The organism is Croceicoccus ponticola (assembly GCF_004004515.1).
Lineage (GTDB): Bacteria > Pseudomonadota > Alphaproteobacteria > Sphingomonadales > Sphingomonadaceae > Croceicoccus > Croceicoccus ponticola.
On the sequence record NZ_RXOL01000002.1, the window covers coordinates 122,210 to 142,613 of the forward strand.

Here is a 20,404-nt window from a genome sequence, read left to right on the forward strand (position 1 = left end):
TAACCCTTATTCCGCCGCTTCGCTCTGTGCGGCGTTACGCTCCGACTCGAGGTTCTTGAGCGCGTTTTCATAATCGCGCGGCATCACCTTCACGAACTTGCCGACCGCGTTGTCGAAATCGTCGAGCAGGGCCCGCGCCTTCGCGCTTCCGGTGTGGAGGTGATGACGTTCGAGCAGCACCTTGATCCGTTCCGCATCGTGGTAAAGCGGATCGCCCATGCCGGCATCGTCGACCGAACGGCCGCGCTGGGTCGGACGGCCCGCGCCGTCGTCTTCGTCGCGGGCGCCGCTGACTTGACGCAGGTCGACCATCGCGGTGTTGCAGCGCTTATTGAAAGTGCCGTCCTCGTCATAGACATAGGCGATGCCGCCGCTCATCCCCGCGGCGAAGTTGCGGCCCGTCACGCCCAGCACGCACACCGTGCCGCCGGTCATGTATTCGCAGCCATGGTCGCCGGTGCCTTCGACAACCGCAACCGCGCCCGAATTGCGCACCGCGAAACGTTCGCCGGCAACGCCGTTGAAATAGGCCTCGCCCGCGATTGCGCCGTAGAGCACGGTGTTGCCGACGATGATGTTGTTGCTGGGATCGCGCGCAGCCCCTTCTGGCGGGCGAACGATGACGCGGCCTCCCGAAAGCCCCTTGCCGACATAATCGTTGGCATCGCCGACGAGATCGACGGTGACGCCATGCGCCAGCCACGCAGCAAAGGACTGACCCGCGACGCCGGTGAAATTCACGCGGATCGTGTTGTCGGGCAATCCGTCGTGGCCGTAACGCTTGGCCACTTCGCCCGAAAGCATGGTGCCGGCGGTGCGGTTCACGTTGCGGATCTGGCGATCGAGCCGGACGCTTTCGCCCTTTTCCAGCGCCGGGGCCGAAGCCCGGATCAGGTCCTGATCCAGAGCGGCCTCAAGTCCGTGATCTTGCGTCAGGGTGCAGTACAACTGCTGCCCTTCGTCCAGTTCGACCTGATGCAGCAGGCGCGACAAATTAATGCCGTGAGCCTTCCAGTGCGAAACCGCCTTCTTCATGTCGATCCGGTCGACGCGGCCCACCATCTCGTCGATGGTGGCAAAGCCCATCTCGGCCATGATCTTGCGCAGTTCTTCGGCCACGAAGAAGAAGTAGTTGATCACGTGTTCCGGCTGGCCGGTAAAGCGCTTGCGCAATTCCGGATTCTGCGTCGCCACGCCCACCGGACAGGTGTTGAGATGACACTTGCGCATCATGATGCAGCCAGCGGCGATGAGCGGAGCCGTAGCGAAACCGAACTCGTCCGCACCCAGCAGTGCGCCAATGGCGACGTCGCGTCCGGTGCGCAGGCCCCCATCGACCTGCACCGCGATCCGCGAGCGCAAGTCATTGAGCAGGAGGGTCTGCTGCGTTTCGGCGAGACCGATTTCCCAGGGCGACCCGGCATGCGTCAAACTGGTCAGCGGCGAAGCGCCGGTGCCGCCTTCGTAACCCGAGATCGTCACATGGTCGGCGCGCGCCTTCGAAACGCCGGCGGCAACCGTTCCAACGCCCACTTCGGACACCAGCTTCACCGAAATACGCGCCACCGGGTTCACGTTCTTCAGATCGTGGATCAGCTGCGCCAGATCCTCGATCGAATAGATGTCGTGGTGCGGCGGCGGGGAAATCAGGCCCACGCCAGGCGTTGAGTGGCGCGTCTTGCCGATGATCTTGTCGACCTTGTGGCCGGGCAGTTGTCCGCCCTCGCCGGGCTTTGCGCCCTGCGCCATCTTGATCTGGATATCGTCGGCATTGACGAGATATTCCGTCGTGACGCCAAAGCGGCCCGAAGCGACCTGCTTGATCGCCGAACGCATCGTGTCGCCATTGTCCATCGGCGTAAAGCGCGAGGGATCCTCGCCGCCTTCGCCAGTGTTCGACTTGCCGCCGATCCGGTTCATGGCGACCGCCAGCGTGGTGTGCGCTTCCCAGCTGATCGAGCCGTAGCTCATCGCACCGGTGGCAAACCGCTTCACGATCGATTCGGCCGGTTCCACTTCGTCGAGCGAAAGCGGCGTCTCGGCCTTCTTCAGCTCCATCAGCCCGCGGATCGTCAGCAGGCGCTCGCTTTGATCGTTGATGTCTTTCGCGAACGCTTCGTAGTTGGCGTAATTGTTGCCGCGCACCGCGTGTTGCAGGTTGCTGATCGTGGCCGGGGTCCACGCATGGTCCTCGCCGCGGATGCGGTATTGATAGATGCCGCCGACATCGAGTTGGTTCTTGTAGATCTGCTCGTCCGAGTAGGCCGCTTCGTGGCGACGCACGGTTTCTTCGGCTACTTCGGACAGGCCCACGCCTTCGATCGTCGTGGCGGTGCCGGTGAAATAGCTTTCGATGAAGCGGCTGGACAGGCCGACGGCGTCGAAGATCTGCGCACCGCAATAGGACTGGTAGGTCGAGATGCCCATCTTGGACATGACCTTCAGGATGCCCTTGCCGATCGCCTTAATATAATTCTTTTCAACGTCATAGGCGCTAAGCGGCGCGTCTTTTTCGACACGCATCTGCTCGAGCGTCTCGAACGCCAGATAGGGGTTTACCGCCTCTGCGCCGAAACCTGCCAGCACGCAGAAGTGATGCACTTCACGCGCTTCGCCGGTTTCGACGACAAGCCCGGTCTGCATCCGCAGACCCTGCCGCACGAGATGCGCGTTGACCGCAGCCGTCGCCAGCAATGCCGGCATGGCGATGCGGTCCTTCGACTGCGCGCGGTCGGACAGGATCAGGATGTTCTTGTCCTGGAGCACCGCCTCGGTAGCGACCCAGCACATTTCCTTGATCGCCTGCTCAAGACCGTCGGCCCCCGAAGCAGCGTCCCAGGTGATGTCGATGGTCGCGGTACGGAACGCACCGTCCAGCGCCTCTTCGACCGAACGGATCTTGGCGAGATCGGCGTTGGTCAGGATCGGCTGGCTGATTTCGAGCCGCTTGTGCGAACCGGCTTCCATGCCCAGCAGGTTCGGGCGCGGGCCGATCATCGACAGCAGGCTCATGACCAGTTCCTCGCGGATCGGGTCGATTGGCGGGTTGGTGACCTGCGCGAAGTTCTGCTTGAAATAATCGTACAGGAGGCGCGAACGCTTCGACAGCACGGCGATGGGCGTATCGGTGCCCATCGACCCGATCGGATCTTCGCCTTCGAACAACATCGGTTCGAGGAACTTGGAGATGTCCTCCTGCGTGTACCCGAACGCTTGCTGGCGATCGAGAAGATCACCGATGGCAACCGGTACGTCCTCGGCTTCGGGCTCCAGCGGCTCGAGATCTTCGAGCTTGTACTGCGAATGGTTAAGCCACTCGGCATAGGGTTGCGCAGCGGCGAGCTCGGCCTTGACCTCCTCGTCCTCGATGATCCGCCCCTGCTCCAGGTCGATGACGAGCATCTTGCCGGGCTGCAGACGCCATTTGCGCAGGATGGAATCGTCGTCGAACGGCAGCACGCCAGATTCGGACGCCATGCAGACGAGATCGTCGTTGGTCACGCAATAACGGGCCGGGCGCAGGCCATTACGGTCCAGCGTCGCGGCGATCTGGCGACCGTCGGTGAAGGCGACGGCGGCGGGGCCGTCCCACGGTTCCATCAGCGCTGCGTGATATTCGTAGAACGCGCGGCGGGCCGGGTCCATCTCGTGGTTCTTGGCCCATGCCTCGGGGATGAGCATCATCATCGCGTGGCTGAGCGAATAACCGCCCGCCAACAGCAGTTCGAGCGCATTGTCGAGGCATGCGGTGTCCGACTGCCCGTGCGGGATGATCGGCCACATCTTGTCGAGATCGGCGCCCAGCAGGGGCGATTCCATCGTGCGGCGGCGCGCGTTCATCCAGTTCACGTTGCCGCGAACGGTGTTGATCTCGCCATTGTGGGCTATCAGGCGGAATGGCTGCGCCAGTTTCCAGCTCGGGAAGGTGTTGGTCGAGAACCGCTGATGCACGAGAGCGAGCGCCGACGTGCAATCGGGATCGCGCAGGTCGTTATAGAAGCTGCCGACCTGATTGGCGAGCAACAAGCCCTTGTACACGATCGTACGGGTCGAAAAGCTCGGCAGGTAAAGCTCGGTCAGGCCCGGCAGGCCGTGCTTCGTCGACAGGCTGTCGAGCGGGTTCTGCACCTGCTTGCGGATGGCGAGCAGCTTGCGTTCGAAAGCGTCCTGATCCTTTACCGCGCCGCCGCGACCGACGATCGCCTGACGGATGACCGGCATCTGGCGGATCACGGTCTTGCCAAGGCCGTCCAGCGTGGTCGGAACCTCGCGCCAACCGATCAGGTTCTGACCTTCCTTGGCGATGAACGTCTCGAACCGGTTCACGACGAATTCGCGCGCGGCCTCGTCCTGCGGCAGGAAGCACATGGCGACCGCATAATCGCCTTCGGGCGGCAGCACCTTGCCGTGCTTGTCCGCCCATTTGCGGAACAAAGCATCGGGCATCTGGATCAGAATGCCTGCGCCGTCGCCCAGCAACGGGTCCGCGCCCACCGCACCGCGATGGTCGAGATTTTCCAGAATGGTCAGACCCTGTTTGACGATAGCGTTTGATTTGGCGCCTTTGATATGAGCGATGAAGCCCACGCCGCAGGCATCATGTTCGTTGCGCGCATCGTAGAGGCCTTGAACCGGCGGAAAACCCATTGTCACCTATCCTGTCGGGGCCCGGACCCCATCGTCCGGAAATAAAATGCGACTCACTCGCCGCGGATACGCAGCGATATGACGCACGAAAACCCAATGGCGATACTATCGGCTTTTTGCAACTGCACACTGGACGAAAATGACAGGTTCACCTGCGGTGGCGGGTGACTTCCGGTGCCGGCTCAGTATCTTACGCTTGGCTTCGGTCGAGCCTTTGAAGCTCCGAAAGCGCCTCTCGCAGGCGAAAATCCTGCGGCTTGCCATGAGGAACGAGGCTGGTGGCACCGGGTGCGGAGTAGAGCGCGGGCGGCAACCCGGCCTCGCCGCGCTGACCCGCTTGGGCGCGGGGGGCAAGCGATTTGCCCAACCCGATATCGGCGAGCGAGCCATAGCCTGCCCCGTCGTCGTCGGCATCCTCCTCCTCGTCGCCAGCACCGTCGTACCAATCCGATCCGCCGCCCGCCGCGGGCAATGCAAAGCTGGGTGCAGCCGCGGTTACGGCAGGACGCTCCTGGGAAGGCGCAAAGTCGGCCTCAACCGCCCTGCGTGAAGCCGGAGTTGGCGTTACGGGTTCCGACCACGCAGCGACCGGTTCGCTCGCTCCGGCCGCGACTGGGGCCGCACTTGGCGCGGGCAAGGGCGCAGGCGAAGGCGCTTCTTGCGCCGGTCGCGCATCGGGCCAAGGTTCGAAAATATCATCATCCGCCCCTCCGGCCTCGGTCCAATCGGATGACGCAGAATCCGCAAGGGACGAAGGCCATTCGGTCGGCAAAGCCACATCCGGTTCGCGGACCGTTTCGGGGCGCGCGCTGCGCGTTTCGCCCGATGAGTGGCGCTGTTCCGGTTCGGGCTCTGCTTCTGCGGCCCACGTTTCGGGGGCCTGCGGCGGTTCGGGGGCAGGCTGGGGAGCCGCACTGCTTTCGGTTTCGGTCAGATCGCTGGGCCGGCTGCGTTCGGGCGCAGGGCTAAGATCGTCCCACTCGTCCGACGCACTGCCGGCGCTGTCCGGACGGTCCTGCCGTTCGCGCAAGGGAAAGTCGCCGTTCTGCTCGCCCCGCTCGCCGCCGGGTGCTGGATACTCGTCGGGCTGGGGATGCTCCAGGCCCAGTTCCTTGAAAGATACGGCGACGGGCTTCGTCGGCGCGGGATCGGGGTCGAGATAGCGCGGCATGGCCGATCCGGCGGGTTTTTCACCTTCGACGAGATGCCGACGCAGCCGAGGGACCGATTCGGCCGCCTCTTTCCGAGTCCCGGCGGGAATCGACGGCCCGCGCAGGATAAGCGCGGCTATTTGCGATGCGATGATGAAACCCAGAGCGCCGAACGCGGCATGCGCGGCCATACGGGCCATCGCGGGCGAAACGCTGCCGTCCAGACCGACGGCGGCAATGGCCTCGATCAATGTCGCATCCGAAATCAGGAACACCGCAGTGACGCCCGCAAGCGCTCCCCCGATCCTGAAGGCGGCTGCAAATAGCTGGATCAGCGTGTTCATCGTTCATCTTTCAGCGGTAACGCGAAAAGATGTCTTAAACGCCGTTGGTTAATGCCCCAATAACATCACCCCACGGGTGCAGGCGCGAACTCAGGCGACCGCCTGCAACCGGCTCCGGCCATGATCGGCCATCCACTGTTCCGCGATCGGCGCGATAAGGTTGCGCCACTTCGATCCGTTGAAGATGCCGTAATGGCCGACAGCGGGGGCGAGATGGTATTGCTTCTTCTCGTCCGCCAGATTGGGCGTCACTTCCAGCGCGGCCTTCGTCTGGCCCACGCCCGAAATGTCGTCGCGCTCTCCTTCGATGCACAGGATCGCGGTATCGGTCACGGCACCCAGATCGACCTTGCGCCCACGATGGGTCAACAGGCCGCGCGGCAGCAAGTGCTCCTTGAACACCGCGTTCACGGTCTGGAGATAGAATTCCGCGGTCATGTCGCACACGGCAAGATATTCGTCGTAGAACACCTTCGTAGCGTCCGCGCTGTCCCCGTCACCGACGACGAGATGTTTGAACATCGCGTAATGGCTCATCATGTGGTTGCCCAGGTTCATCGACATGAACCCGGCCAGCTGCAGAAAGCCCGGATAAACGCGGCGACCGGCACCGGGATATTGCCGCGGCACCGTCTGGATCAGGTTCTGCCTGAACCACGCCATCGGGCGCGTGATTGCCATCGTGTTGACTTCCGTCGGCGCTTCGCGCGTATCGATGGGGCCACCCATCATCGTCAGCGTCGCGGGACGGCAGGGGTGGCTATCTTCGTTCATGATCGCGGTTGCCGCAAAGGCCGGCACCGAAGGCTGACATACCGCCATAACGTGCGCGCCGGGGCCGATATGTTCGAGGAACGCGATGACATAATCGATATAGTCGTCCAGATCGAAATTGCCCGCCGAAGTAGGAACCAGCTTAGCATCGGCCCAGTCGGTGATGTAAACTTCGGCGTTTTCCAGCATCCGTTCGACCGTGCCGCGCAAAAGCGTGGCGTAATGCCCGCTCATCGGCGCGACAATCAACAGCCGTGGCGCACCCTTGGGCAGGCCGGGATGGGTAAAATGCTTCAGGTTGCCGAACGGCATTTTCAGCACGTCGGTTTCCATGACGTCAAAGCTTGTCCCGTCGCGGTCGACCGTGGCGATCCCGAAGCCGGGCTTGCCGCGCGGCGATGCGGCGCGGGAAAAAACTTCCATCGCGGACGAGATCGTCGGGCCAAACCCGGTATAGCCGATCGGATTGCGGGGATTGGCCAACCACTCTGCGCCGATCGAGGCACCGGCGCTCGCCGACGCGAGCCAGGATCTCTGAACCTCGTAGAACTGATAGAGCACGCGTCTTCTCCTCGGATCTCAAGGTGCAACATTGGCAGCGACATGTCACGTTGCAATGCACAATGACTCGTTCGCACTTGCAATATAGACCCGATTTTCCGGATGTCACGGGTTTACAAGTCGAACCTCAAAATCTGCGGAGCGGACGGAGGATTACACCTCGGTCGGGGTTTGCGGCGACATGACTTTGGTCTAGTGCGCGGGCCATGAAACGCAAGCGGCGGCGCGACGAACCGGAAACCGGCGGGCTGGACCAAGCCCCCAAGGCCAGCAGCATCGGCCCGCTGCGCCTTTTGGCGCGATCGGCCGGCGCATATCCGGGGCTTGTCGGCGCAACCCTGTTCGCGTTGGCGGTGTCATCTGCCGCGACGCTTGCCATCCCGTCAGGTTTCAAGCTGATCATCGATCGCGGCTTCAGCGGCGGAGACAGCGACATCGGCCGCTGGTTCCAGTATCTGCTGCTTATTGTCGTGATCCTGGCCATCGCGACGGGCCTGCGGTTTTATTTCGTTTCGTGGCTGGGCGAACGGGTCGTCGCGGATCTCAGGGTGCGGGTCAACCGCCACCTGCTGACGCTGCCCCCGTCGTTCTACGAAGAAAACAGCCCCGGCGAGATCGCGTCGCGGATGACGTCGGACACCGCGATCATCGAACAGGTCGTCTCGAGCACGGTTTCGGTCGCGCTGCGCAACGCGCTGACCGCCATCGGCGGCGTGGGCTACATGTTCTACCTCGCCCCGGCGCTGAGCATGTATCTCGTGCTTGCGATTCCGCTGGTGATCCTGCCGATCGCCATGTTCGGGAGGAAGGTGCAGTCGCTTTCGCGGTCGAGCCAGGACCGGCTGGCAGATGTCGGCGCGATGACCACCGAAGTGCTGGGCGCGATGCAGATCGTGCAGGTCTTCAATCAGGAAGAACGCGAACGCAGCCGCTTTCGGGCCGCGGTAGAACGCGGACTGGACACGGCCAAGCAGCGTATCAAGACCCGCGCCGTGCTGACCGGTGTCGTCATCATGATGGTGTTCGGCGCGATCACGCTCTTGCTGTGGAAGGGCGCGATCGAAGTCAGCCAGGGTTCGATCAGCGGCGGCACGATCGCCGCCTTCGTCATCACCGTCGGGCTGGTTTCCGGAGCATTCGGTTCGTTGACCGAAGTTTACGGAAGCCTGCTGCGCGCAGCAGGCGCGGCCCAGCGGATGGACGAACTGCTTTCCACCCGCCCGGCCATCACCGCGCCCGAACGCCCGCAAGCCCTGCCCCTGCCCCCGCGCGGGGCCATCGCGTTTCAGAACGTGACTTTCCGTTATCCCACCCGGACCGACAAGCCCGCGCTGATCGATTTTGCGCTGACTGTGGAACCGGGCGAGACGGTCGCCATCGTAGGGCCATCGGGCGCGGGCAAGTCGACCCTGTTCCAGTTGGTCGCCCGGTTCTACGATCCGCAGGCCGGCAGCGTGCGCATCGATGGGGTCGACCTGACCCGTGCCGACCCGGCGGAAGTGCGCGGGCGGATCGCGCTGGTGCCACAGGAATCGGTGCTGTTCGCCGCAAGCGTGCGCTATAACATTCAATACGGTCGCCCGGATGCGAGTGACGACCAGATCTGGGCGGCCGCCCGTGCCGCCAATGCCGAGGATTTCCTGCGCGAACTGCCCGACGGGCTGGACACTTTCGTTGGCGAAAGCGGCGCGCGGCTTTCGGGCGGACAGCGCCAGCGGCTTGCCATCGCCCGCGCGATCCTGCGCGATTCGCCGATCCTGTTGCTGGACGAAGCGACCAGCGCTCTGGATGCGGAAAGCGAACGGCTGGTCCAGTCGGCGCTCGACCACCTGATGGAAGGACGCACGACGCTCGTCATCGCCCATCGCCTCGCCACGGTAAGAGCAGCGGACCGCATCGTCGTGCTCGATCATGGCCGCATCGTCGAAGAGGGCGATCACGACAGCCTCTCCGCCGCCGGAGGGATTTACGCGCGTCTTGCCCGGTTGCAGTTTCAGGACCGGCCTGAAGAGGAACTGAGCGAAGGCGCCTGATCCAACGGGGTCTGACAGCGAAGGCTTGACCACCGGACAGCCGCGGTTCATCGATAAAGTATCAAAAGAAACCGATGAACGACATCGCGCCTCTGCCCGCATGGGCTAAGCGTGTGTGGGCTAAAACGATAAAAGTGGACTGACCTGTACCGATGAAACGTATCATTCTTGCCGCCGGCTGCTCGGTGTTGACGCTCGCTCTCTACGCTCCCGCATCGGCACAGGATGCTGCCGCAACAGCCGCGCCGCAGGTCGTGGACCCCGAGTTCATGACTTGGCCGAAAATGGGCTTCGACCCAGCCGATCTCGACCCCGCGGTCGATCCGGGCGACGATTTTCACGCCTATGTGAACGGCAAATGGGATAAGGCGACCCCGATCCCGCCCCAGTTCCAGAGCTATGGCGTGGTAACCGATCTTCGGCTGAAGTCAGAAGCGCAGGTCGAAAAGATCATCGTCGACATGAGCAAGGCTCGCGCGCCCGCCGGCTCCATCGAGCAGAAGGTCGGCGACAGCTATGCCGCGTTCGTCGATCGCAAGGCCATCGAGGCCAAGGGCATGGGCGCGGCGCAACCATACCTGAACCGCATCTGGGCCATCGACAGCCACGAAGCGCTCGCGCGGTTCTTTGCCGAACCGGGCATGCCCGATCCATTTTCCTCCGGGGTGCGCGGCGACGATCTCGATCCCAACCGCAATATATTCAACCTGTGGACCGGCGGGCTCGGCCTTCCCGACCGCGACAACTATCTCGTCGACAGCGAGAAGAACGTCGAGATGCGGGAAAAGTACAAAGAGTACCTGACCTTTCTTTTGGGCAAGGCCGGCTACGAAGATCCCGCCGCGGCAGCAGTGGCGGTCTATGGCCTTGAACGCCGGATGGCCGTGACCGACTGGGATCGCACCATGTCGCGAAACCCGCGCCTGCTGTACAATCCCGTCAGCCGCACCGATCTTGTCGCCATGACGGGCAACTTCCCGTTGCAGACTTATCTCGACGGGATCGGGGTCGGTGGCATCGACACCATCGTCGTCGACGAACTGCCGCCAAGCGCCGCAAAGATCGCCGAACTCGGCATCACGCCTGCCGATCTCGCCAAGCTGGGCGGCGGTTTCCCCGCTTTTGCCAAGCTGATAGGCGACACCGATCTCGCCACCTGGAAGGCATGGGCCGCGGCCGGTTTCCTTGGTTCGTACGCCACCGTGCTGCCCAAGGATATCGAAGACGCACAGTTTGCGTTCTGGGGCGACTACATGGGCGGCCAGAAAGTTCAGCGCCCGCGTGAAAAGCTTGCCATCAGCCTGATCAACGGGCGGCTGGGCGAAGCGGTCGGCAAAATCTACGTCGATCGCAACTTCTCGCCCGAAGCGAAGGCCAAGATGGTCGAGCTGGTGTCCAACCTGCGCACCGTCATGGGTCATCGCATCGAAGGCCTGACGTGGATGAGCGATGCGACCAAGGCGCAGTCGCTGGACAAGCTGTCGAAGTTCACGGTCAAGATCGGCTATCCCGACAAGTGGGAAGACTATGACGGGCTGGACGTGAAAGCGGACGATGCACTCGGAAACTCGATCGCGGCAACGAAATGGAGCTGGGGCGAGATGATCGAGGATCTCGGCAAGCCTGTCGACCGCATCGAATGGGGGATGACCCCGCAGACGGTGAACGCCTATTACAATGGTTCGCTGAACGAAATCGTGTTCCCGGCCGCCTACCTTCAGGCGCCGAACTTCTCGCTTTCTGCAGATCCGGCTGTGAACTACGCGATTATCGGTTCGACGATCGGGCACGAAATCAGCCACGGGTTCGACGATCAGGGTTCGATGTACGACGGCGACGGCGTGCTGCGGAACTGGTGGACTCCCGAAGACCGCGCCAAGTTCGACGCGGCCGCCGAAAAGCTGGTGGCGCAATATGACGCCTTCTGCCCGCTCGACGACGGCAAGACCTGCATCAACGGCAAGCTTACGCTGGGCGAGAACATCGCCGATCTCGCCGGTGTGCGCATTGCATACGACGCCTACAAGTTGAGCCTTGGCGGCAAGGCAGCGCCGGTGATCGACGGGCTGACCGGCGAGCAGCGGTTCTTCATTGCCCTTGCGGTGGGCGCTCGCGGCAAATGGACTGAGGCATTAACCCGCCAGATCCTGCAGACTGATCCGCATTCGCCCGACAAGGCGCGGACCAATGTCGTGCTGGCGAACTTCGATCCGTGGTACGAAGCGTTCAACGTCACCGCCGACGACGCCATGTACCTGCCGCCCGAAAAGCGCGTGCATATGTGGTAAGAGGCACTCTTCCCGGCGCATTCTGTCCTATCGTCACTTGACAGGGCCGGTGCGTCGGGCGACCTCCGCGACCGCATGGAAAATCTCGCGCTGACAGCGGTTCTCCTCGGCATTGTCGAGGGCCTGACCGAATTCATCCCCGTATCGTCCACCGGCCACCTGATCTTGGCATCGGCCCTGTTCGGCTATGACGCCGAAGAGTGGAAGGTCTTCAACGTCGTCATCCAGCTTGGCGCGATCCTTGCGGTCGTCGTGCAGTACTGGCGCACGTTCTGGGCCGTGGGCAGGGGTATCCTGAGCCGCCAGCCCGAATCGTTTCGCTTCGTCATCAACCTTCTGGTTGCCTTCACGCCCGCCGCCATCATCGGTTTGCTGATGAAGGATTATATCGACATCATGCTGGGCAGCCCCAGCATCGTCGCATGGGCGCTGATCGCAGGCGGTATCGCGATACTGGTCATCGAAAAGTATGCCAAAGAAGGTCCGCCAAGCGGTATCGGCCAGCTGCCGGTGAAACAGGCGCTGGGCGTTGGGTTGATGCAGTGCATTGCCATGATCCCGGGCGTCAGCCGGTCGGGCGCGACGATCATGGGCGCGTTGGCCATGGGCATCGAACGGCGCACCGCTGCGGAATTCAGCTTCTTTCTCGCGATCCCGACGATGCTCGGCGCCTCGACGCTGGAAATCTGGCAATATCGCGATCTGCTGGCGACAGGGTCGATGACGGTGGGCTGGGCCGAAATCGCGATCGGCTTCGTCGTGTCGTTCATCGTCGCGCTGGTCGTCATTCGCGCGTTCGTCGCCTATGTCAGCCGCGCAGGATTTGCGCCGTTTGCGTGGTATCGGATCGTTATCGGCATCGCTGCGCTGTTCTGGCTGGGATTTGCGGTAAATTCTTGACTTACCTGCCTTTATGGACGAACGCCCGGTCCGTCGATCGTGCCATAGATCGTGTTTTCCACAACCGCCGGAACCAAACTCCGCCTGCCTACGTTTCCTATCCAAACGCTAATTCAAGGAAACGAACGATGGGCATTATTATTCTTATCATCGTCGGTGGCATCATTGGCTGGCTCGCCAGCATCGTGATGCGCACCAACGGACAGCAGGGCATCCTGCTCAACGTCGTCGTCGGCATCGTCGGCGCATTGCTTGCCGGCTTTATTGTCGGTGGCGATACGATCATGAACGGCTTCAGCCTCTCGGCTCTGCTGTTCTCGTTCCTGGGTGCCGTTGTGCTCCTGGCGATCGTCAACCTGTTTCGTCGTGGTAGCGTTCGTTAAGAACTGCTGTTACGAATGAAAGAATGGGGCGGCAGAGACACTGTCGCCCCTACTTTACGTGAAGGGGAATTTGGATGAAGAAGATTATTGCTGTTGCGGCTGCTGCCGCTCTGGGTCTCGGTCTCGCCGCTTGCGATAGCCCGGCCGAAAACCAGATGGAAGACCAGGCCGAAGCCATCGACGAATCCGCTGAAGCTACGGCTGAAGCTCTCGACGACGCCGGCATGGAAGCTGAAGCTGAAGCCGTTGCAGAAGCTGGCGAAGAAACCAAGGACGCCATGGAAGACCAGGCTGACACCATGGACGCCGCTCCCGAATAATCTTCGCCTTCTGGCAAAGATAGACGACGGCGCCGGGATTTCCCGGCGCCGTTTTCGTTTGTCGGACGCAGAGTGCAGGATGATCCTCATCGTGACAGGTACGAGCCCCCTCGCAGCGCTTGACTCGGCGGGCCCTATCGCGCAAAGGCGCACGCGCTCTGCGAGACGGCGCGAAAGCGATTCCGTCCGCACGTTTACGAATTCGAGAATTTGACCGTTCACTCGGCCTGCGTTCCGCCGGCCGCGCTGAACATAGAAATATCAGGAATACGCCATGGCGAAGCCCGCAACCGTTAAGATCCGTCTGGTCTCGACCGCCGACACCGGCTTCTTCTACGTCACGAAGAAGAATCCGCGCAACTCGACCGAAAAGTTCGTGCAGCGCAAGTACGATCCCGTCGTGCGCAAGCATGTCGAGTTCAAGGAAGCCAAGATCAAGTGATCCGGCACGGCGGGAGCCAGTCTCCCGCCACCGCGACCGGTCGGATCGTCAGCGATCGGCCGTGACGCGAATGGCCCGGGACGAACGAAGTCGCGGCCGCTGTTTCCATGAATGTCGGGAACACTCCCGGTTCACAACGGGTTCAATGCCCGATTGGTAAACCAACCGGGATGATTATGACCAAACTGAAAAACCGTACGGCCCGCGCCATTGGCGCCGGTCTGCTAGCGCTTGCCGCACCGGCCGCGCTTGTTGCTCCCGCCGTCCCTGCGGCAGCCGCTGAAAATCGCCTCGACAGCGCGGTAAAGGCTCTTCGCGCCATCGGCACGATGAAGGCCAGCTTCCGTCAGATCGACCGCAGCGGCCAGCAGGTATCCGGCACCATGACGCTCAAGCGTCCGGGCAAGATCCGTTTCCAGTATCAGGACAGCGTGCCTCTGCTGATCGTGTCCGATGGCAGCCGCCTGACCATGCTGGATTACGAAGTGAACCAGAAACAGGTCTGGCCCATCAAGAACAGCCCGCTCGGCGCGCTACTCCAGCCGGACGGCGACATATCGCGATTTGGCACCTTGATGCCCACCAGCCACAAGGACGTGACGAGCATCCGGATCAAGGATCCCAAGCACCCCGAATACGGCACGATGACGATGATCTTCGAGAAGAACGCTTCGGCGCCGGGCGGGATGGAGCTTGCCGGGTGGGTTTCCGTCGATGCGCAGAACAAGACGACCAAGATCCTGCTCGACAACCATCGTTATGGCATGACGGTGAGCAACGGCACTTTCATGTTCAAGGACGTCCGCGCGCGGACCAAGCGCTAAACCTCGTGATCACCCGTCGATCGTCCGATTGTTCAGGTTGATTCGGCGTTAGTCGTCAAACCGTGCCCGTCGGGCGATGAAACGCCGGAACCCTGCGGTTCTTGTTCATCTGCCCGACAGCCCATTGAAGTTAAAAATAGTCAGACAGGACACGCGGCCCCGGGTTTCCCCCCTGTTGCCCGGCCGCCAACAAGCGTGACCTGCCGAGCGTGACGAACGCGAATGGAGACCCTCGACCCACTGCCCCCGGGTCGAGGGTTTTTCATTGCCGCACTCAGCGCAACGTGTGGACATTGGGGCGCGGCACTCTATTTGCGGTTGCCATGGTCTCTATCGCAACATGGAATATCAATTCGGTTCGTCTTCGCATCGATCAGGTCGAGCGCGTTTTGACCGAACAATCGCCCGACGTCCTGTGCCTGCAGGAAATCAAGGTCGCCGAAGACCTGTTCCCCCACGATGCGTTCGAAAAGCTGGGCTACACCCATCGCGCCGTGCATGGGCAAAAAGGCTACCACGGCGTCGCCACGGTCAGCCGCATCCCGTTCACCGAATTCAGCCGCCACGACTGGCAGGACAATGGCGAAGCGCGCCATGTCGGCGTCGAACTGGGCGGCCTGGGCAAGGGCATGATCCTCGAGAACGTCTACATCCCGGCCGGCGGCGATGTCGCGGACCGCGAAGTGAACCCCAAGTTCGGGCAGAAGCTCGATTTCCTCGAGCGCATGACCCGCTGGGCCGATGCGATCGACCGACCGACATTGCTGGTCGGCGATTTCAACATCGCGCCGCTGGAATGCGATGTCTACGACCATAAGGCGCTGCTGAAGGTGGTCAGCCACACCCCTCACGAGGTGGAGACGCTGAACCGCCTGCGCGACGCGCACGGCTGGGTCGATCTTGGCCGCAAGCACATTCCCGCGCCGGATCGCAACTATTCGTGGTGGTCCTATCGCTCCTACTGGCGGGACAAGGATCAGGGCCGCAGGCTCGATCATATGTGGGCCTCGCCCGATCTGGCCGCGCAGTCGGTGTCTCATCGCTTTGTCGAAGATACGCGCAAGTGGGATCGCCCGTCAGACCACATACCGCTGATCACCGAGTTCGATCTGTGAGCCAGTTCGGCGACAGCCATGGCGGTCCGGAGCAAGAGCAGGTTGGATGACGGCGCCAGCGCATCCCCGACGCGCCGCACAGGCAATCGACGCGCTGCGCCACGGCTGGCCTGTGCGCGTCACAGGCGCGGACGGTGCACTGACCCTGCTCTGCGCGGAAACGGGCTTTGAGGCCGGCGGCACGGTCGCCCCTCGCTTGCTGATATCCGCCGCGCGGGCCGCGACGCTGAAGCTCGCCAACCAGCGCGATGCGGCGGTGCCCGAAGCACCGGTAATGATCCGCGCTGCCGAACCATTCACGCTGCCGCTGGGCCGAGCGCTGGCCGATCCGTCACAGGACCTGATCCACCCGTTGGCCGGGCCGTTTCGGGCCGACCCGATTGCGGCGCATGGTGCCGCCGTTGCCGCGATGACGTTGGCGCGGCTGGCCGGGGTGCTGCCGTGCTTCCTCGTCGATCCTGCGCCAACCAGCGATCCGGTCGCATGCGATGTCGCTGACCTTGCCGCGTTTCAGGACCCGGCGCGCCTTTCGATACAGGCCCGTGCCCACCTGCCGACGGCGGCGGCCGACGCGTGTGAAATCGTCGCGTTCCGCGCGCCTGACGATTTGCGCGAACATGTCGCGTTGATCGTGGGTGAACAGCGCGGCGATCGCACGCCGTTGGTGCGTCTTCATTCGGAGTGCCTGACTGGCGACGTGCTCACCAGCCTGAAATGCGATTGCGGACCTCAGCTTGACGCCGCGCTTCACGCCATGGCCGACGAAGCCGCGAACGGCGGTTACGGTGTGCTCCTTTACCTGCGTCAGGAAGGGCGCGGCATCGGGCTCATCAACAAGCTGCGCGCCTATCGCCTGCAGGATCAGGGCTACGACACGGTCGATGCCAACAACCGGCTGGGCCTGCCGACAGAGGCGCGCGATTTTCCTGTCGCCGCGCGAATGTTGCGGCTGTTGGGCATCGGCCCGATCCGGTTGATGACCAACAATCCGGCCAAGGTCGCGGCACTGGCCGAAACCGGGGTCGTGGTGGCGGACCGCGTCCCCCATGCCCTGCCCGCCAATCCGCACAACGCGCGCTATCTCGATACCAAACGCGACCGGACGGGCCACCTGCTCTGAAAAGGCTTGCGGGGCGCATAAGTCGTCGCCATATCTGCGGGGCGGGACCGGGCCCCTCTGGCGCGGCGTTGACGGCATATTGCCCTGACGCTTCGTGATGTCGGACCGCATCGGGTGAAACCGATGCCAGTCCGGGCCCTTTCGCAAGGCTTTGTGCCATAATTCCGGACCATCGTCGGATCACCCGATCGAACGCAACCCGTTTCGATAGGGAACTGACATGTCCGAACGACTATTCCGCCTGCTTGAACGTCTGCAGAAGCTGGACGACGCGCTGCGCCGTGCCCAAAGCCAAGACCGCAGGTCCAACCCGCTGGAAATGGCGCGCCTGCGCCTGCTCAGGGATGCGCTCAAGCGTCGGCTGACCGGCATCTCGCCCAGCCGGGCTCCTGCCCCGCTCCGCGCCATCCACGCCTGACGGAGGAATACCCATGGAATTTCTCTTCACGGACTGGCTCGGCACCCCTGTTTGGTTCTGGCTGTCCTTTTTGGGCATCGTCGCCGCATTGACGGCTTTCGACCTTGGCATCCTGCACAAGGAAGACCGTGAGATGGGCATCGGCGAATCGCTGAAACTCACTGCGTTCTACATCACCATCGCCCTATTGTTCGGGGCGTGGGTCTGGCACGCCAAGGGCGGCGAGGCCGGGATGCAGTATTTCACCGGATTCTTCATCGAAAAGGCGCTGTCGATCGACAACGTCTTTGTCATCAGCCTGATCTTCACGTTCTTCGCGATCCCGGCGAAATACCAGTATCGCGCGCTGCTGTGGGGCATCATGGCGGTGATCGTGCTGCGCGGCCTGATGATCGCAGGCGGCGCGGCGCTGGTTCAGGAAGCGTACTGGGTGCTGTACATCTTTGCCGCGTTCCTCGTGTTCACCGGCATCAAGATGTTTTTCACTTCGGACCACGATCCCGACATCGGCAACAATCCGGTCGTCCGCTGGATCAGCCGCCACATGCGGGTGACAAAGGAACTGCACGGCCAGCATTTCTTCGTCAAAGTGCCCGACACGGAAGGTGCGAGCACGGCTACGGGCAAAATGGTCACCGCGGCGACGCCGTTGTTCCTTGCGCTGGTGGTCATTAACCTTGCCGATCTGGTCTTCGCGGTCGATTCGGTGCCGGCGATCTTTGCGATCACCACCGACACCTTCATCGTCTATACTTCTAACATCATGGCCATCCTTGGCCTGCGCGCGCTCTATTTCGCGCTGGCAGCGATGATCGACCGTTTTACCTACCTGAAGTATGCGTTGGCGGCGGTGCTGGTGTTCATCGGCAGCAAGATCTTTGTCGCGGACTTCGTGCTGGGCGGGGACAAGTTTCCGCCGGTGCTGAGCCTTGGCGTAACGTTCGCGCTGATCGCGGGCGGCGTCGGCTATTCGCTGTGGAAGACGCGCGGCAATAGCGTCGCGCCCGTCAGAACTGGCGGATAACCTCGAGAAACTTTTCGGCATAGGCGTCGAGCTTGCTCGCGCCTATGCCGGGAAGGTCCGCCATCGCCGCCCGACTTTGCGGACGGAACCCGGCCATGTCGCGCAGCACCGAATCGTGGAACACGACATAGGGCGGCACCCCGTTTTCCCGCGCTAGGTCGCGGCGCAACGCGCGCAGTGCATCGAAAAGCGGATCGCCCACGGGGTTGAGCGCCTGCGACCCGCCCCGCGTTACGCCCTTGCGGCCACGCTCCCGCTCACGCTTGGGCGGAATGACGAGATCGAGCGGCAGCTCGCCCTTCAGATATCCGCGCGCCTCTGGGCCCAGCATCAGGCCGCCGTGTTCGGTCGGCAATAAGGCCCCGCGCACGAGCAAGGCCCGCTGAACCGGTTTCAGCAAGGCTGCCTCTTCGCCGTCGACGATGCCGAACACGGACAGGGTGTCATGGCCCTGGCTGCTGGCCCGTTCGCTGGACTGGCCGGTCAGGATGCTTTCGACGTACCCTGCGCCGAACATCTGCCGCGTGCGAGCGACAGCGGACAGGTATTTCTGCGCGGTCACGGTCGCATCCAGCGCCTTGGGCGGTTCCAGACAGTTGTCGCAGTTGCCGCAGGTTTCGGGCGGCGTTTCGCCGAAATGGCGCAGGAGGATCGCACGGCGACAGCCCGCCGTTTCTACCAGCGCGCCCAGCGCGGACAATCGCGTGCGTTCGCCCTGCTGGCGCGTCTCATCCACCTCCTGAACCCGCATTCGGGCGCGGGCGAAATCGTCTGCGCCCCAGAACAGGTGCGCGCTGGCCGGATCGCCGTCACGCCCCGCGCGTCCGGTTTCCTGATAATAGCCCTCGATCGATTTGGGCAGGCCTGCATGGGCCACGAACCGCACGTCGGGCTTGTCGATCCCCATGCCGAAGGCGACGGTCGCGCACATGACCATGTCCTCGCTCCCCACAAAGGCGGACTGGTTGGCGGCACGCACATCGGGGGCCAGCCCCGCGTGATAGGCGCGCACCTCGCGCTTCCCGTCGGACAGCGCTTCGGCCAGCCGCTCGGTCGCAGCACGGGTCTGGGCATAGACGATGCCGGGGCCGGGGTTGGCGGCAAGCAACCGGCGCAGTTGCTGGGTCAGTCCATCGCGCGTGCCGATGGCATAGCGAATGTTCGGACGGTCGAACCCGGCAACGATCATGCCCTCTTCGGGAATGCCGAGCTGGGTCAGAATGTCGGCGCGGGTATGGGCATCGGCCGTCGCCGTCAGCGCCAGCCTCGGCAGCTGCGGGAACTGGTCCATCAACGGGCGCAACAGGCGATAGTCGGGGCGGAAATCGTGCCCCCACTCCGAAACGCAGTGGGCTTCGTCGATGGCGAACAGCGATATGCGGCACTGCGACAGCAGCTCGCGGAAATGCGATTGGCTGGCGCGTTCGGGTGCGACGTAGAGCAGGTCCAGATCACCAGCCCGGAGCCTCGCAACCGTTTCGGCGCGGTTTTCGTCGACGCTCGTCAATGTGGCGGCACGAATGCCGTTGGCCTCTGCACTGCGCAGCTGATCGTGCATCAACGCGATCAGCGGGCTGATGACGATGCACGTGCCGTCCAGCATCGTCGCGGGCAGCTGATAGGTCAGCGATTTGCCCGCACCCGTCGGCATCACCGCAAGCGTCGATTGTCCAGCAAGAACCCGGTCGATCACATTGCGTTGAACCCCGCGAAAAGCGCGAAAGCCGAACAGGGCGTGAAGGCGTTGCAGCGCCAGGTCGTCGCCCGATTCCAGCGCACGCGAAGACATGTCGGTCAGGTCGGTTCGGCCCGTATCGTCAACGGGATCGATCAGGTTCTGGCGCGACGCATCCGACATGCCGCCGGCCATGCCAGATCGCAGCGGGATAAGAAAACCGCTACGGCGCTTCTTACCGGGAAAGGCGGTGGATACCCCGCCGAATCCCATGCAAGGCCGTGCTGCCACGTGAAATGGCCGTAGTGACAAACTTGTGACAATGTGCCTGAAAACGGTTGATGCCCATGCCGCAACAGCGTGGCAGGCGCGCTGAAAAACGGCG

General features: G+C 62.8%; 15 protein-coding genes. 11 read left to right on the forward strand and 4 right to left on the reverse strand.

Features of this window, described 5'->3' with window-relative positions; translation table 11 throughout:
- Positions 1-6: 6 nt before the first annotated feature.
- The 3 genes from gltB to EKN06_RS06605 form a co-directional block, all read right to left on the reverse strand.
- Positions 7-4,647, reverse strand: a complete 4,641-nt coding sequence (gene gltB, locus EKN06_RS06595; protein WP_127612114.1) for a glutamate synthase large subunit — start codon at positions 4,645-4,647, stop codon at positions 7-9.
- A 190-nt stretch (positions 4,648-4,837) separates the two neighbouring features.
- A complete protein-coding gene (locus tag EKN06_RS06600; protein ID WP_127612115.1) occupies positions 4,838-6,142 on the reverse strand; it encodes a hypothetical protein in 1,305 nt (434 codons plus the stop codon).
- Positions 6,143-6,232: 90 nt separating this feature from the next.
- On the reverse strand, positions 6,233-7,477 hold the full coding sequence (locus EKN06_RS06605) for a polyhydroxyalkanoate depolymerase (protein WP_127612116.1): 1,245 nt from the start codon (positions 7,475-7,477) through the stop codon (positions 6,233-6,235).
- Positions 7,478-7,683: 206 nt separating this feature from the next.
- On the opposite strand from EKN06_RS06605, the gene EKN06_RS06610 reads away from it, so the two are divergent.
- From EKN06_RS06610 to EKN06_RS06660, 11 genes are all read left to right on the forward strand, one after another.
- Positions 7,684-9,510: an ABC transporter transmembrane domain-containing protein gene (locus EKN06_RS06610; RefSeq protein ID WP_127612117.1), complete on the forward strand. Its 1,827-nt coding sequence runs from the start codon at positions 7,684-7,686 to the stop codon at positions 9,508-9,510.
- Between the two features lie 152 nt (positions 9,511-9,662).
- Positions 9,663-11,798: a M13 family metallopeptidase gene (locus EKN06_RS06615; protein WP_127612118.1), complete on the forward strand. Its 2,136-nt coding sequence runs from the start codon at positions 9,663-9,665 to the stop codon at positions 11,796-11,798.
- Between the two features lie 75 nt (positions 11,799-11,873).
- Positions 11,874-12,698 (forward strand): undecaprenyl-diphosphate phosphatase, encoded by an 825-nt coding sequence (locus tag EKN06_RS06620; RefSeq protein WP_127612119.1) that lies wholly within the window; start codon positions 11,874-11,876, stop codon positions 12,696-12,698.
- A gap of 128 nt (positions 12,699-12,826) precedes the next feature.
- Positions 12,827-13,081 carry a GlsB/YeaQ/YmgE family stress response membrane protein gene (locus tag EKN06_RS06625; protein ID WP_127612120.1) on the forward strand — a complete coding sequence of 85 codons (255 nt, stop codon included), beginning with the start codon at positions 12,827-12,829 and terminating at the stop codon, positions 13,079-13,081.
- A 74-nt stretch (positions 13,082-13,155) separates the two neighbouring features.
- Positions 13,156-13,401: a hypothetical protein gene (locus EKN06_RS06630; protein WP_127612121.1), complete on the forward strand. Its 246-nt coding sequence runs from the start codon at positions 13,156-13,158 to the stop codon at positions 13,399-13,401.
- Between the two features lie 274 nt (positions 13,402-13,675).
- Positions 13,676-13,843 (forward strand): 50S ribosomal protein L33, encoded by a 168-nt coding sequence (gene rpmG / locus EKN06_RS06635; RefSeq protein WP_127612122.1) that lies wholly within the window; start codon positions 13,676-13,678, stop codon positions 13,841-13,843.
- Positions 13,844-14,019: 176 nt separating this feature from the next.
- Positions 14,020-14,667 (forward strand): LolA family protein, encoded by a 648-nt coding sequence (locus EKN06_RS06640; protein ID WP_127612123.1) that lies wholly within the window; start codon positions 14,020-14,022, stop codon positions 14,665-14,667.
- A 323-nt stretch (positions 14,668-14,990) separates the two neighbouring features.
- Entirely contained in the window at positions 14,991-15,782 is a 792-nt protein-coding gene (locus EKN06_RS06645) for an exodeoxyribonuclease III (RefSeq protein WP_127612124.1), read from the forward strand.
- 46 nt (positions 15,783-15,828) lie between these two features.
- The gene (gene ribA / locus EKN06_RS06650; RefSeq protein ID WP_127612125.1) at positions 15,829-16,902 is read left to right on the forward strand and encodes a GTP cyclohydrolase II; all 1,074 of its coding nucleotides are present in this window, start codon (positions 15,829-15,831) and stop codon (positions 16,900-16,902) included.
- Positions 16,903-17,122: 220 nt separating this feature from the next.
- Positions 17,123-17,320, forward strand: coding sequence for a DUF465 domain-containing protein (locus tag EKN06_RS06655; RefSeq protein WP_127612126.1), 198 nt, complete (start codon positions 17,123-17,125; stop codon positions 17,318-17,320).
- 13 nt (positions 17,321-17,333) lie between these two features.
- Complete coding sequence (locus EKN06_RS06660; protein ID WP_127612127.1) at positions 17,334-18,344, forward strand: TerC family protein; 1,011 nt, start codon at positions 17,334-17,336, stop codon at positions 18,342-18,344.
- On the opposite strand, the gene recQ is transcribed toward EKN06_RS06660, so the two are convergent.
- Entirely contained in the window at positions 18,328-20,133 is a 1,806-nt protein-coding gene (recQ, locus tag EKN06_RS06665; protein WP_127612371.1) for a DNA helicase RecQ, read from the reverse strand. The genes EKN06_RS06660 and recQ overlap by 17 nt on opposite strands.
- Positions 20,134-20,404 lie beyond the last annotated feature (271 nt).